Annotated in this window: 14 protein-coding genes; 5 read left to right on the plus strand and 9 right to left on the minus strand. The window is 39.4% G+C overall.

Annotation, left to right across the window (positions count from 1 at the left end; all coding sequences use genetic code 11):
* Positions 1-3: 3 nt before the first annotated feature.
* Positions 4-1,365: a WG repeat-containing protein gene (locus tag MB14_RS15675; protein ID WP_062593232.1), complete on the minus strand. Its 1,362-nt coding sequence runs from the start codon at positions 1,363-1,365 to the stop codon at positions 4-6.
* Positions 1,366-1,371: 6 nt separating this feature from the next.
* Positions 1,372-2,817 (minus strand): hypothetical protein, encoded by a 1,446-nt coding sequence (locus tag MB14_RS15680; RefSeq protein WP_132643965.1) that lies wholly within the window; start codon positions 2,815-2,817, stop codon positions 1,372-1,374.
* A gap of 231 nt (positions 2,818-3,048) precedes the next feature.
* Between MB14_RS15680 and MB14_RS15685 the strand changes: the two genes are divergently transcribed.
* A complete protein-coding gene (locus tag MB14_RS15685) occupies positions 3,049-4,518 on the plus strand; it encodes an alpha-L-fucosidase (protein WP_062593236.1) in 1,470 nt (489 codons plus the stop codon).
* Positions 4,519-4,560: 42 nt separating this feature from the next.
* Positions 4,561-5,358, plus strand: coding sequence for an endonuclease/exonuclease/phosphatase family protein (locus MB14_RS15690; RefSeq protein ID WP_062593238.1), 798 nt, complete (start codon positions 4,561-4,563; stop codon positions 5,356-5,358).
* Here MB14_RS15690 and MB14_RS15695 read toward each other — a convergent pair.
* Positions 5,355-6,098, minus strand: a complete 744-nt coding sequence (locus MB14_RS15695; protein WP_062593241.1) for a sulfite exporter TauE/SafE family protein — start codon at positions 6,096-6,098, stop codon at positions 5,355-5,357. The genes MB14_RS15690 and MB14_RS15695 overlap by 4 nt on opposite strands.
* A 19-nt stretch (positions 6,099-6,117) precedes the next feature.
* Positions 6,118-7,374 (minus strand): aspartate kinase, encoded by a 1,257-nt coding sequence (locus tag MB14_RS15700; RefSeq protein ID WP_062593461.1) that lies wholly within the window; start codon positions 7,372-7,374, stop codon positions 6,118-6,120.
* Positions 7,375-7,448: 74 nt separating this feature from the next.
* Between MB14_RS15700 and fbp the strand changes: the two genes are divergently transcribed.
* Entirely contained in the window at positions 7,449-8,444 is a 996-nt protein-coding gene (gene fbp / locus MB14_RS15705; protein WP_062593243.1) for a class 1 fructose-bisphosphatase, read from the plus strand.
* 306 nt (positions 8,445-8,750) lie between these two features.
* On the opposite strand, the gene MB14_RS15710 is transcribed toward fbp, so the two are convergent.
* The gene (locus MB14_RS15710; RefSeq protein WP_062593245.1) at positions 8,751-9,077 is read right to left on the minus strand and encodes a hypothetical protein; all 327 of its coding nucleotides are present in this window, start codon (positions 9,075-9,077) and stop codon (positions 8,751-8,753) included.
* A gap of 161 nt (positions 9,078-9,238) precedes the next feature.
* On the opposite strand from MB14_RS15710, the gene MB14_RS15715 reads away from it, so the two are divergent.
* Positions 9,239-10,429 carry a hypothetical protein gene (locus tag MB14_RS15715; protein WP_132643966.1) on the plus strand — a complete coding sequence of 397 codons (1,191 nt, stop codon included), beginning with the start codon at positions 9,239-9,241 and terminating at the stop codon, positions 10,427-10,429.
* 50 nt (positions 10,430-10,479) lie between these two features.
* On the opposite strand, the gene MB14_RS15720 is transcribed toward MB14_RS15715, so the two are convergent.
* From MB14_RS15720 to MB14_RS15730, 3 genes are all read right to left on the minus strand, one after another.
* Positions 10,480-10,917, minus strand: coding sequence for a DUF5606 family protein (locus MB14_RS15720; protein ID WP_062593250.1), 438 nt, complete (start codon positions 10,915-10,917; stop codon positions 10,480-10,482).
* A gap of 64 nt (positions 10,918-10,981) precedes the next feature.
* Complete coding sequence (gene yihA, locus MB14_RS15725; protein ID WP_062593252.1) at positions 10,982-11,572, minus strand: ribosome biogenesis GTP-binding protein YihA/YsxC; 591 nt, start codon at positions 11,570-11,572, stop codon at positions 10,982-10,984.
* A gap of 93 nt (positions 11,573-11,665) precedes the next feature.
* Entirely contained in the window at positions 11,666-12,442 is a 777-nt protein-coding gene (locus MB14_RS15730) for a YqjF family protein (protein ID WP_246032562.1), read from the minus strand.
* A gap of 251 nt (positions 12,443-12,693) precedes the next feature.
* On the opposite strand from MB14_RS15730, the gene MB14_RS15735 reads away from it, so the two are divergent.
* Positions 12,694-13,122 (plus strand): FKBP-type peptidyl-prolyl cis-trans isomerase, encoded by a 429-nt coding sequence (locus tag MB14_RS15735; RefSeq protein WP_053224815.1) that lies wholly within the window; start codon positions 12,694-12,696, stop codon positions 13,120-13,122.
* Positions 13,123-13,304: 182 nt separating this feature from the next.
* On the opposite strand, the gene MB14_RS15740 is transcribed toward MB14_RS15735, so the two are convergent.
* Complete coding sequence (locus MB14_RS15740; RefSeq protein WP_062593255.1) at positions 13,305-13,736, minus strand: DUF3995 domain-containing protein; 432 nt, start codon at positions 13,734-13,736, stop codon at positions 13,305-13,307.
* Positions 13,737-13,779: the final 43 nt, after the last annotated feature.

Consider the following 13,779-nt stretch of genomic DNA (forward strand, 5'->3'; position numbering starts at 1 on the left):
ATTTTAGCGGTTAGCATAAGGGTCTGTGAATGGCTTTATGATTTTTCCTGTGGTATCAATTTCTCCAATCCAATCGTTAAGATTAGTGACAATGGACGTTCCGTTTACAAAATTGGCGCCATATTTAAATTGATAAGGAATTACCAGTTCACCTTCTTTATTGATAAAACCCCACCAACCGTTAGGTTTCTTTACTGCCGCTAATCCATCAGCAAAAAAATAAGCATCTTCATAATTGAAAGGGATCACGGTCTCACCTTGTTTATTAATGAAGCCATATTTTCCTTGATATTTCACTGCAGCAAGACCTTCTGAAAAGCTTCCTGTATAATCGTATTTGAAGGGAATAACGGTTTCGCCCTTCTTATTGATAAAGCCAGCATTTCGATTTTTGTCTAAGGTAACAGCGGCAAGGCCTTCCTGAAACTTTGAAGCAGAGGAATAGATCATCGGAATCACCATTTCTCCAGTAGTGTCAATGTATCCGTATATGTCAGTAGCAAAATTTAATGGTTTACCTACGGCTATAAGTCCCTCGCTCAACCAACCAACCTTAGGGTAATCTATCTTAAGGGCAGTTTTTCCAGTTTTATCAATGTATTGGTACTTGTTGTTTTCTAATTCGGCAAGTGCCCATCCGTTTTCATTAAAATCTCGAACTGAGATATAGGATTTGAATGGAATAACTATTTGTTCGTTTTTGTTAATGGCTGCTGTTTGCCCGTTTTTACTCACCCAGGCTAAACTTTGGCTGAAATGCCCCACCCGTTCATAAGTAAGTGGAATTGAAATGTTCCCGTATTCATCAATATATCCACCCTTTGATTGATAGTAAAATGGGTACAAGAATTCATTGTCACTATCAAAATGAGCCCATTCCAGCTTTTCTTCGATGGCTTCCATTAACTCTCTTTCTGCTTTATTTTGTGCCGCTAGCCTGGCTTGTCTCGCTTTTTCTTTTCTATTAACATCATCAATACTGTCTTTTTGATTCTGAAGTCTAATGGCAGCTCGCTGTTCTTTTAGTTTGGTGTCTACTTTTACAATGTAGCTATAGACCTCACTTTTTATGTTTTCGGCAGCGCTGTCGCTATAATTGGAAAATTGATCAAGACTTGCCTTAGCATTAGAATATTCTCCTTTGGCATAGTAAGCCTTAATTTTTAAATGAAGCACACGGGCGTTTGTACTGCCCAATGTTTTTTCTACCTCTACTAAATTAGAAATGGCTCTACTGTAATTGGAATTGTCATAAGCCTTTACAGCTTCTAAGTAATAGGCCTTTGCCTTGTCGTTAGCAGTTTGTGAATAGCCAGCGTGCGATAAGGAGAATAGGATGAAAAGTGATAAGACTAAATGCTTCATTAAATACTAGTTTTTGATAATAAGAAGGGTGCCTTTATAGCCCGTGGTGATGTTCCATTCGTTATTGTAAAGAAGGTTGTCATTCTGGTCTTCTATTCTAAATTGAGCAGTATTATTACCCAACGAACCTTGGTTGAGTGCCCTAAATGATATTCTGTTAATACCTTCGGTAAGTTCTACATTGAAAGTGGAAAATGACGCTGAAAGCGTGTAATTCGATTCTATTACTTTTCCATTGTGAAGTATTTCAACACGGTCGCCATCAATATCGCCATGATCACGGCAGCGTACTCTTATGTATTTTGTGGTTACGGTTTTATGCCCCAAATACTGGTCTCCAGAGGCTTCTGCTAGTTTACGCTCAAGCTCCACTTCCTCTTCCACACTTCCTTTTCCGCCCCAAAAGTCATCTTCAGTATTTTTTGATTTATCCTTTCCACTCCAAAAATCATCGGTGTTTTCTTGGGTGTTTTCCGATTTTCCATTCCAGAAATCGTCTTCCTTAGCCTCTTTTGTTTTGTCTGTTTTTTCTTCTTCGCCACTCCAGAAGTCGTCTTCTTTTTGTTCTTCTTCCGTTTCTTTCTTTTCTTCTCTTTTTAGAAATTCTCTGGCTAAACTCTCGAGCTCGTATTTAGGCCATTCTAGGTTGGTGATTTGAGCTTTTAAGGTGAAAGAATTGGTGTTGGAATAAAGGTGTTTGAGTGTGGAAATGAGCTGTTTTTTTGCTCCTTCATCTAGTTTGCGGTATTCTGATTCACTTTTATTCAAGACTAAATAATCGTACTTGATATTGGGTTCGGAATAATTACTTGTGTTTTGCTTCCAAGCAATGAATTCATTCCAAGTCATTGGGCTTTCAGGTACGATACTTCTGCTTGTTTGACCGCTTTTACCAACCAATAACTTTGCATCGGGAATTTGATAAAGCACCCTCGCAGAAAGTTTATAGGGGTCGTAAGACTGACCATCTTTTTTATAGGCGCTACCCTGATTATAAAATGAAGAATACTGGAAACTGCTACCTCGTTTTACAGAAGAAGACCCACCATCGGCCGTGCCGTAGATAGCAAAGTCTATTTTATAAGGCTTTATGTTGTCAAAACGCTTTTGTAGATCGGGGTATTTATTTAAAGAATTCTTAGAAATGCTTATTTGCTTACCTTCAATGTTTACCTTAAAAACACCTGTACTATTCCATTTAACAGAGTAAAGTTCTACAGGTTCACCCAATAGCGTCCACCATTCTATACCAATTGAAGCGTCTTTCAATAAACCATTGGGGTCACTATAGAAATCACTTTTGATCATCCCAATAAACCTGTTTTCGCTGTTTTTTGTGATTTTGGTTTGAGCATTAATTTTTATAGAAAGAAGGGAGAGCGCTGCTACAAAACTAAACCCGATAAGCTTTGATAAGGAAGGGGGCAGGTGATTCTTAATTCGTTGATTCAAGGCTTGTATTGTTTGAAACTTCAGTTTTAGCAATGATTGTGCTAAAAAATATAATCAACCGAAATACCATATGGATTGATGGCCTCCAGCAAGTAAATGCAAAATGCTAATTATAGACTAAAAGTAAAAAACTTTGATTCGAAACTGGTCATGTAGTTTTGAGTTCGACCCTAAGCGGTTGTTCAGTCTAGTCTTTCTTCCTTATCTTGTTGCTGACTTTTTTAAATTCTTATGAAATTACATCAGCTACAAGTATTCCTTCTTGCTTCCTTTTTCTGCTTTTCTTGCGCTAAAGAAGTTCCACCACCAGCGCCCATTGGGCCACTGCCGAGTACCCAACAATTGAATTGGCACGAGTTAGAGTACTACGCTTTCGTTCATTTCAATATGAACACTTTTACTGATATGGAATGGGGACTTGGAGGAGAGTCTCCAAGCCTTTTCAATCCTACGGAATTGGACACACGCCAATGGGCAAGAGTGGCCAAAGAAGCTGGAATGAAAGGTATTATCCTGACTGCAAAGCACCACGATGGCTTCTCTCTGTGGCCTTCAGCTTATACCGAACATTCCGTGAAAAATAGTCCTTGGAAGAACGGAGAGGGCGATGTGATTAAAGAATTGGCGGCAGCTTGTCAAGAATATGGCCTTAAAATGGGGCTTTACCTTTCGCCTTGGGACAGGAACCATGCTGACTACGGAAATCCTGAATACATTACTTATTACCGTAACCAGTTGAGGGAATTGCTGACGAACTATGGGGAGGTGTTTGAGCTTTGGGTAGACGGGGCCAATGGTGGTGACGGCTATTATGGAGGCGCCAACGAAACCAGAAATGTAGACCGAAAAACCTATTACGATTGGGAGAACACTTTTGCGTTGGCCAAAGAACTTCAGCCCGATATCGTAGTCTTTAGCGATGGCGGCCCAGATGTGCGTTGGGTAGGGAATGAAAACGGTTTTGCTGATGCTACCAACTGGGCACCGCTGAGGCGCGATGAGTTTGCTCCGGGGATCGGTCCATATCAACAACTCACCTCTGGCCATGAAGATGGAACGCATTGGGTGCCTGCCGAATGTGATGTGTCCATCCGACCGGGATGGTATTACCATGAAAGTCAGGATGATAAAGTGAAATCCTTGTCGGAACTGCTGGATATCTATTATAAATCCGTTGGGAGAAATGGCAACCTGCTGCTCAACCTACCTGTCGATCGGAGAGGTTTGGTACATGAGAATGATGTGAAAGCCTTGATGGAATTACGCAAGACCTTAGACGAAACTTTTGCTCTGAACTTGGCCAAAGACGCAAAAGCAGTGGCCTCGAACACCAGAGGAAATGACTATCTGTCTTCCAATATTTTGGATGAGTATAACGATACCTATTGGGCGACAGATGACGATGTGATTGAAAGCGAGCTGATGATCAACTTTAATAAAGAAACTACTTTTAATCGTTTGGTGCTTCAGGAATACATTCCGCTAGGGCAACGTATTAAAGCTTTTAAAGTGGAAGTGAAGGAAGAAGGCGGCTATAAAGAAATCGCCAATGAAACCACCATAGGCTACAAACGCATCCTTCGCTTACCGCAAGTAACCACCAGTCAATTGAAGATTACTTTTACCGATGCCAAGGGAAGCCCGACCATTAGTAATTTAGAGGTTTATTTGGCTACGAGCGAACCTGCTACGGAAGAATAGTTAGCGGAAAGCCATGTTTCAAATCATCAATCAGAATTCACTATGAACTACTTTCGAAGCCTCAGTTTTCTATTCGTCACGCTTTTTTTAGGAAGTCAGCTTTCGGCCCAAGCCCCAGATTCTTCTAGAATTGTAAGGGTATTGACCTACAATATTCTGCATGGAAAAACACTGAAAGGCGACTTCGATTTAGATTTAATCGCTTCGGTGATTAGTAAAGAAAAACCTGATTTGGTGGCTCTTCAAGAAGTCGATTACAAAACCAATCGCTCTAAAAAATACGATTTGGTGACCGAATTAGGCATTCGAACCAACATGTCGCCACTATTTGCCCGCGCCATGTATTATGACGGAGGAGAGTATGGAGAAGGTATTCTTTCAAATTATACTTTTCTAACAACAAAGAATCATCCCTTGCCTTATACTGAAGGAAAGGAACCAAGAGCCGCAGCCGAAGTTAATGTGGTGATCAAAAGTGGTGATACCATTCGTTTTGTGGGCACGCACTTAGACCATGAAGCGGATGGTCATAACCGATATATTCAAGCCGAAGAAGTGAATAGGGTATTGAAAAGGGATGATTTGCCAACCATATTGGTGGGCGACTTAAATGAAACTCCTGAAAACAGGGCCATGCAATTGCTTTTTAAAGATTGGGAGCGGTCATTTGACGATAATGCATTCACTTTCCCTTCAGACGAACCCATCAAAAAAATTGATTATGTGCTTTTTCGACCTGCCCACAGGTGGAGAGTTTTAGAGAAACGTGTCATTGATGAACGTGTAGCTTCCGACCATAGACCCGTTTTGGTGGTGCTGGAGTTACTCCCTGATCATTAACTAAAATAAATCATGATAGCCCCAACAGCTGTCATTACCATAATAAACTGCCTAAAAAGTTTATCGTTGACTTTTTTGAGAAGCCTTACCCCGATAAAAAGACCTAAAAGAATGGCGGGTATAACTACTAGATTTATCTTGAGGGTTTCCCAGGTAATAGTACCCCAACTAAAAACATGAAAGGGTATTTTAAACAGGTTGATGATCAAAAATAACCATGCAGTGGTGCCAATAAAGGCGTCTTTAGGCAAGCGCATGGCTAAGAAAAAAATATTGGAGAATGAACCAGCTAAATTGCCAACCATTGAAGTAAAGCCTGCTGTTAAGCCCATTAAACCAGCAAAACCAATATGCTGAGGAACTGATTTTGACTTTCGTCTGTCCCACCAAAACATTACAACCACTGAAATAAAAATAACAATGGCCATGCTTTTTCTAAACGATTCTTCATCCATTCCCTTGCCTACATAAGTACCGAGAATTACACCAAGCATCATGAAGGGTAGAAGCCTAATCAGGTATTTCCACTGTACGTGACTATTGTAATAAATCACAGCGCAGATGTCGCCTACAAGGAGCATTGGAATGAGAACGCCTGTTGAAGATTTGGCATCAAAAACAAAGACCAATAAAGCTACAATAATGACACTAATGCCTTTGATACCCGATTTGGATAAACCCAAAACAAAAGCAGCGGCCAAAACTACTGTCCAATCGATAAATGTTAAAGCTGAAAACACAAGTTCATTTAGTGGGTCACTATTTATAGACTACTTGAAAGTTGTTCCTACTGCGTTGTTCTATAATAATTTGTTTGCCTTTAATAAGATTATCAATAGTGGACTGGTTGTAGTTTTTTACTGTAATCATTTCTAGACCCTCATTATAATAAATCAAGAAATCGTCTTTTAAGGCCATTCTTAACTGCTCTCTTTTTACAGGGTTATCGTCCATACAAATGGTAAACGATATAGCTGAATTTTGCATCAAATTAATCGTAAGATGATTTCTGTTGATGTGTTCAAAAATCAAATGAATATGCTGCTCGTTGATGAAAGAGAAGTCACTTATTTTAAACGAAATAACGGTCTGTTTTCCTTTGTGAATAATGGCAGGAGCCAAATTCGGAATCACGCATTCGTTAATAAGCGTGCCATTCGCTAAAGGATTCTCGAACGATTTAACATACAAGGGAATGCCTTTTTGAGCCAAGGGTTTTATGGTTTTAGGGTGAATTACCGAAGCACCATAATAAGTCATTTCGGCAGCTTCTTTATAAGGCAACTGATCGAATAGCACTGTATCATCAAATTTTTTCGGGTCTGCATTGAGTACACCTGGCACATCTTTCCAAATTGTTACCGATTCGGAATTCAAAGATGTAGCGAAAATAGCAGCACTGAAATCACTGCCTTCTCTTCCTAGGGTGGTGGTGTTAAACTTAGCATTCGAACCAATAAAGCCTTGTGTAAGCACTACGCTTTTGTCTGCGTGTTGCGACACTTGCGAACGAATGATGTTCTGCGTGGCGCCCCAGTCTACAAGGGCTTGTCGGTGAATGTTGTCGGTTTTCACCATTTTTCGGGCATCTAGCCAAACGGTTTTAATTTGGCGGGTATTTAAATATGCCGCTACAATTCGAGTAGACAAAATCTCACCGAAAGACACGGTTTGATCATAAATAAAATCGTAGCCCATTGAAGAGCTGAATCTATCCAATTCGTGATGAATTGATTCGAAGTCAGTATTTATTTCTTGATTCAGTTGTTGGTTTCCGGCCAAACCGAGGTCAGAAATAATCCCGAAGTGAAAATCTTTTACGTACTGAAGCGCTTCCTTATAGTCTTCTTCATCGATTAATTTTTGGAGAATATTCTCGAAGGCGTTAGTCATTTTGCCCATGGCAGAGACGATAACCACTAATTGATCGGAAATATTCGCCTCAATTATGGAGGTCATATTTTTCACCGAATCGGCATCTTTCACAGATGCACCTCCAAACTTAAATACTTTCAATGCTCGTGAGTTATTTTTGTTAATTTCGCGCTGCAAGTTATCAACGTTTTCTGAGATTAAAATTATAGTTGCACATGTCTAAAGCTGAAAATTCACGTATCGCACTTCCAATAGGTTCAAATTTGGATCGGTTTATCATGAAAAACCAAGAAGCATTTCCGTTTGCTTCAGGAGAATTATCTCAATTGATCAGAGATTTGGCTTATGCAGGTAAGGTGGTGAACAGAGAAATTAATCGTGCTGGTTTGGCCGATATCACTGGGGCTTATGGTGCAGAGAATGTTCAAGGCGAAGCACAACAAAATTTAGATGTGGCGGCAAATATTCGTTTTACCCGAGCTTTGCAAAAGGGTGGGGAAGTAGCGGCCATTATTTCGGAAGAAAATGAAGATATTATTGACCTGAAGACCCCAAACGCAAAGTATATTATTGCCATGGATCCGTTGGATGGTTCTTCAAACATTGATGTAAACGTTTCTGTGGGTACTATTTTTTCCATTTACAGAAGAGTTTCGCCAGTAGGAAGCCCCGTAACTATGGAAGATGTTTTGCAGCCGGGTACGGCTCAGGTTGCAGCAGGATACATTCTTTACGGTTCGTCTACCATGTTTGTGTACACTACAGGCAAGGGAGTAAACGGTTTTACATATGAGCCTTCTTTGGGTGAATATTTATTGTCGCATCAAGACATGAAAATGCCAAAAGATGGAACGGTTTATTCGGTGAATGAAGGTGGTTCTAAAGGTTTCCCGCAGGCGGTTATTGATTATATAGATACCTGTAAGGACAGAGGGTACTCTGCTCGCTACATAGGATCTTTAGTTGCCGATTTTCACAGAAATTTATTGAAAGGTGGAATTTATATTTATCCTTCTACTGCTAAAGCCCCAAATGGTAAATTACGTTTAATGTATGAGTGTAACTGTTTGGCCATGATTGCAGAACAAGCTGGAGGTTTAGCCACTGATGGCAAACAGCGCATTATGGAAATACAACCAACATCGCTTCACCAAAGAGCACCATTTTTTGTTGGTAGTAAGAATATGGTGAAAGAAGCTTCTGAGGGGTAGTTGTGATCTTCTTGTTTGACTAATCAGTATCTGTTTTTTAGATTCCTCGTGCCTCAGGAAAAGAAAAAGGGTTTGGGGGTAGACTTCAAATCAATGATTTGTGTTGCTGAAAAGGATGCTTACAGCATGACTTAAATTTGGAATTTCTGCTTAAAAGATCATTGCTGGTATTGTCTTAGATCCTTCGTACCTCAGGAAAAGAAAGGGGCTACGGCATGTTTAGGGAAAGAAAATAGGTTCATATTAATTTTGGCTGTCTAATCTCAAATTTTTATTTTCTCATAACTCATAACTGATACCTGATAACTACCTCCCCGAGTACTTTTTCCTTGTTTCCACCTTTTGTAATTCCCTATCCCAAATCATTTGAGCAACCGTTTGAGCGGGGTGGTTAGATTCGGCCAAGGCCAGTTTTAGTTTCTCTTCCGAAACATCAATTCTATAAAGGCTATTAAGGAGGCGGTTGAAATCGTGCGCCATTAGGTGCTCTACGAGTTTTAATAGAAAGTCAAAAGCTCTTTCTTGAGTCATTTCTTCACCTTGCTGCAACTCCCAATTTTTCGGGTCTACTTGAAAGTCTTTGCTGATGAGGGCAAGGCCAGTTTGTATATCTTCTTGATTAATTAGAGCCATAAAGTTTAAATATGACTTAAAGTAAAGGGCATCTGATTTATAACTCAAATCAATTTCAAATTAAATTTTAACCATTTATAAATATCAAATGCAACAACGTTGCATTTTATGAATGACCTGTTAGTTTTGCATCATTGTTGCATTTATATCAATTTAAACAAATGATGAGAAATGTATTTTTGTATTCTGTTTTACTTGCTTTCGCACTTAGTGCTTGTGAGAGTGATGATGAAAACCTTCCAGAACAAGCAGAGGAGGGGCAACTTGTTAGGTTAATGGTATCGGATCAAGATAATCCTGATTACTATTTTGTAAACCCTAGTAAATCCACAGTTGAAACCTATTCTGGACAGTTTGCTAATGGCAGTCTTTATAGTAGCCCGAGTGGAAGGTTCGTCTCGGTTATTAATACAGCAGATAATCTGGCTACCTTTTTTGATAGCGGTATCGAAGGACATGATGACCATGCGCATATTAAGGGCACACCAAAATGGGCATTGAGCAAAGCAACCGGGGTTAGACCAGTACACTACTATGGCCGTGGTGATAATATGTTAGTATTCAATGATGGAGAAGGGACTATCTCAAATTTTAAAGAAAGCACATTGCATACAGAGGCGAGTGCTAGGGTTTTCAGTGTCGGTGTTGCACATCATGGTGCACCTGCCTTATTCAACAATGGTACTATAGCAGTTACCGAGAAGGATGGGAGTGCTGCAGGTACTTTACCTGAGCGAGTGAAAATTGTTGATATGAATGGTGGTTTGCTACATGCTTCTACAATTCAAACTGGCGGTATTCACGGTGAGGCAGGTAACGGAAGTTTAGTTTTGTTTGGCTCAACAGATGGAATATTAAAGGTGAGTCAAGACGGAAGTCAGGCGCTTATTCCCAACCTTTCTTCATTTGGCTCTAATTGGATAGGTTCTATTTTATATGGAGTAGAAAGTGATCAGTTTGTAGGGTTTAAATCTAAGTATGGTTTATATAAACTTGATGTAACTACAAACGAAATGAGTGTGATTGAAGAGAGCGCTAATTTATTAGGCGTAAACTTTGATTGGGAAGGTCATGATTTGATTGTACTGTATATTGACGGAACAGTAAAAGTACTTGATGGGCATGATTTTGATGTGAAGGCATCGAAGACATTAAACATCACTTTACCAGAAACAGGCACTCCAGCCTTTGTTGCTAGTGAAGAGTTTATTTACATAACAGATGCTGCAAATAATAAAATCAGCATGTTTAAAAAGAGTAATTTAGAGTTTGTAACCGACATTATTTTACCTGGTAAGCCTGGTAAAATAGCTTTAACGGGGAGTCTTGCTGGTGATGATCATGATCATTAAAGGCAATGTCTTAAAATAATAAATGCCGGTGTTGAGCCGGCATTTACTTTTTAGTTTTCTTCTTTTTCTTCTTCTTTTTCCGTTTCTGGTTCTACCTCAAAAACCTCAGGGTGATCTTTGGCCAAAAGGTTATACCATGTTACCAGTTTCTTGATGTCAGATACATACACCCTGCTTTCATCATAGTCAGGTAAAATGTGCTGTAAAAAGGCCTTCAATTCATCGGGATCAGAGGTTTTGCTTAAGCCTGTATCGCCATCAAATTCAGCGTGGATTTTCCTCATTACATCGGCCAAAGGAGTAGCTCCTTCTTCGGTATGAGTGTAAATAGAAATCTCACTTAGAATGGATACTTGTGCATCGGCTCCTACGACTACCTTCTTTTTCTGAGCGTCTAACGACTCCAGAATTATCCCCGTTCTTCCTGGTTTTGCAATTCTAAACAAACCACCTTTTCCAGTTACTGCGGCAATTTCTTCAAACTTCATATTTACGTTTTATACATTAAGTGCCTTTGGGCTAATCCGCCATCGGCTTTGATTAAAATAAAAATTATGTAGTGAGTACTGCGTGAATATACTCGGCAATTTCTTCACGACCCAAACCTGTTTCGGCCGAACTTACGAACATCACAGGCAATTCTTCCCAAGTTTGCTTCATTACCTTTCTAAATCGGGCAATGCTCTGTTGGGTTTTATTTATCGACTGTTTATCGGCTTTGGTAAAAATAAGACCCAATGGGATTCCAGATTCTCCTAACCATGTTACAAACTCGATGTCTATTTTTTGCGGCTCTAATCGGCTATCAATCAGCACAAACACCATTTGGAGGTTTTCTCTTTCCAAAAGATATTTCTCAATCATAATACTCCAAGCCACTCGATTTGACTTACTGGTTTTGGCATAACCATAGCCAGGTAAATCGACCAAATACCACTGATCGTCCACAATAAAATGATTGATTAGCTGTGTTTTGCCAGGTCGACCAGAAGTTTTTGCCAAGTTCTTCTTTTGTGTAAGCATATTAATGAGGGACGATTTGCCCACATTCGAACGGCCAATAAATGCAAACTCAGGCTTATCTGGTTTAGGGCACAAATTGTGATCCGTATTGCTTATTACAAAACTCGCATTTTCAAACATGCTGCAAAGGTAAATAAGTACCGCGAACCTTTAAACCTTTCTTGGTTCTTATTTGTGGAAGAGATTGGCTCATCGTTATGAATAATTAGTACCTCATACCTTCCTTTTGTTTTCGACTGTGATTTCAGATCCTTCGGCCAGCATTACGGATACTGGTTTAATGTCGGTAAGCATTGCGAAGTCATTTCCGTAAACCGCATTAAAGTCCACGTCAATCTTGTAGTCTGTTACTTTATAGCAATCCCATCGAGGGTGAGTTACTTCGTATTCAAAGGTGGAGTTTGCTCCAGCTTTGGTATAGCCCCAGTAATGCTCGGTAATAAATTCAGCAACGGTGCCTCGGTCAATAACTGTAGGCTCTAAATCAGCTTTTAAAGAAAAGGTGTTTTTCTTTCCATTGAGTGACCAAGTGTATTCCACCAACCTCTCTTTTTCAAACTCTAGCCATGAATGCGACATTTTCATGGTTTGATAGTGCTCTTTATAAATAGTATTGGCAACGAATGTCAAAGCTGGTTTGGGTACAATTTCCTTTATAAAAACCACACCTCTTTTCCATTTACCGGCCTCCTTATACTTTACATAGAACCTAAGGTTTACTTCTTCAAAATTGCGATGAAAGGGGATAGGTAAGCCCAATAATTTGGTGTTGAGAAACATAAAGCCCACAAGACTAACATAGCAGGTGCCGTTCCATAAGTCTAACTCAGTTTTGGGAGGAAGGTATTTGACCAATACCTTTGGATCAATAAAATAATTTGCAATTGCTAGTTTTCGCCATTCGGCTTTTAGAAAGCTCATTTCCGATTGTTTGTAAGTGGTTCTTGGCTTTTTGGGTTTACACTCCAAATAACGTCTTAATCTACTCAATGTACTTTGCTTTTGAATGCTTTCTAGCACAAAATTAACTTGGCTTTTCTGACAGTTATTGAGATAGCGATTGGAACATATTGTTCCTTTAATCAGAGGTTTGTAACAATATTCAGCAGAGACTGTTCTACCTAAAGAACCTTTAAAAACCAAGAGGTTGGCAGCTTTTCCCATAATTACTGGGCATTGCGCTAAGGTTTTATAACTTTGCAACTTCTTGAAAATCAAGGAAAAATTTAAAAGAAAGAATTATGTCAAAAGCAAAGCAAGGCGATAACGTCAAAGTGCATTACACTGGAAGATTGAAAGATGGAACCGTATTCGATTCATCTGAAGGAAGAGAGCCATTAGGTTTTCAAGTGGGTGCGGGTCAAATGATCAAAGGATTTGACGCTGCCGTAGATGGGATGGAAAAAGGACAAAAAGTAACTGCTGAAATTCCTGCAGCAGAGGCTTACGGTGAAGTTAATCCTGATTTATATTTCGATGTGCCAAAAGCCAACTTACCTGAAGATTTAAAACCTGAAGTTGGGCAGCAACTTGCAATGTCGCAACCTAATGGCCAACAAGTGCCAGTAAAAGTGAAAGAAGTAAAAGAAGATGTAGTCGTTATTGATGCCAACCATGATTTGGCTGGCAAAGACTTGATCTTTGATATAGAATTGGTAGAGATTGCTTAAGCAATTTTAAACCTAAAGTTAAAACGGACTCGCCTTAAAGTGAGTCCGTTTTTTTATGTGTAAAGCATGAGTTTCACATGGTGTCAACCCTCCAAAAGTTTTCAAACGGAATTCTGATGAAGTTATTTACTAATGGGGATATAATTTCCAACAACTTTTGGAGGGCTTTCGAATAGTGAATGTTATTCCGCTAATAACTGAATAGCAAAGCCCGCCAAAGCCATACATAAACACAAGGGAGAAAACAGCTTAGTATCCATTTTAGCGAAAGGAGTAGATTTGATTTTCTTAAAGAAACCTACGAATCTAAAATCACCAATTGCCCTGGGTAAAAAAATCGAGGGGATAATCCAGCCTCCATAAGTGGTAAGCCCATTAGGCATTTCTATCGCTGTAAATACTGCTTGAAATAAATAAAAAGCCCCAAAAGCAGAAAGGCCTAAACCTACAATCAGACTATCGAATTTTTTAGGGTTCAGTACTCTTTTACCTGCTTCGTTGGTCGGTAGGGCTGCCTCAAACCCCCACTTTCCACCCAACGCCCAATTGAAATGGATCAAGCCAAGTGCAATTAAAGTGATGGACAATAGGAGAGAGAGGATGTTAGAAAGCATTGATTAACTTTTGTATACAAAACCTAAAATGGTAATGATTTCT

This window comes from Roseivirga ehrenbergii (assembly GCF_001593005.1).
Classification (GTDB): Bacteria; Bacteroidota; Bacteroidia; order Cytophagales; family Cyclobacteriaceae; genus Roseivirga; species Roseivirga ehrenbergii.

Coding starts and splice junctions, on each gene's coding strand:
- MB14_RS15675 (WP_062593232.1), bottom strand. CDS start 1,365: ATGAAGCATTTAGTCTTATCACTTTTCATCCTATTCTCCTTATCGCAC.
- MB14_RS15685 (WP_062593236.1), top strand. CDS start 3,049: ATGAAATTACATCAGCTACAAGTATTCCTTCTTGCTTCCTTTTTCTGC.
- MB14_RS15690 (WP_062593238.1), top strand. CDS start 4,561: ATGAACTACTTTCGAAGCCTCAGTTTTCTATTCGTCACGCTTTTTTTA.
- fbp (WP_062593243.1), top strand. CDS start 7,449: ATGTCTAAAGCTGAAAATTCACGTATCGCACTTCCAATAGGTTCAAAT.
- MB14_RS15710 (WP_062593245.1), bottom strand. CDS start 9,077: ATGGCTCTAATTAATCAAGAAGATATACAAACTGGCCTTGCCCTCATC.
- MB14_RS15715 (WP_132643966.1), top strand. CDS start 9,239: ATGATGAGAAATGTATTTTTGTATTCTGTTTTACTTGCTTTCGCACTT.
- MB14_RS15720 (WP_062593250.1), bottom strand. CDS start 10,917: ATGAAGTTTGAAGAAATTGCCGCAGTAACTGGAAAAGGTGGTTTGTTT.
- yihA (WP_062593252.1), bottom strand. CDS start 11,572: ATGTTTGAAAATGCGAGTTTTGTAATAAGCAATACGGATCACAATTTG.
- MB14_RS15735 (WP_053224815.1), top strand. CDS start 12,694: ATGTCAAAAGCAAAGCAAGGCGATAACGTCAAAGTGCATTACACTGGA.
- MB14_RS15740 (WP_062593255.1), bottom strand. CDS start 13,736: ATGCTTTCTAACATCCTCTCTCTCCTATTGTCCATCACTTTAATTGCA.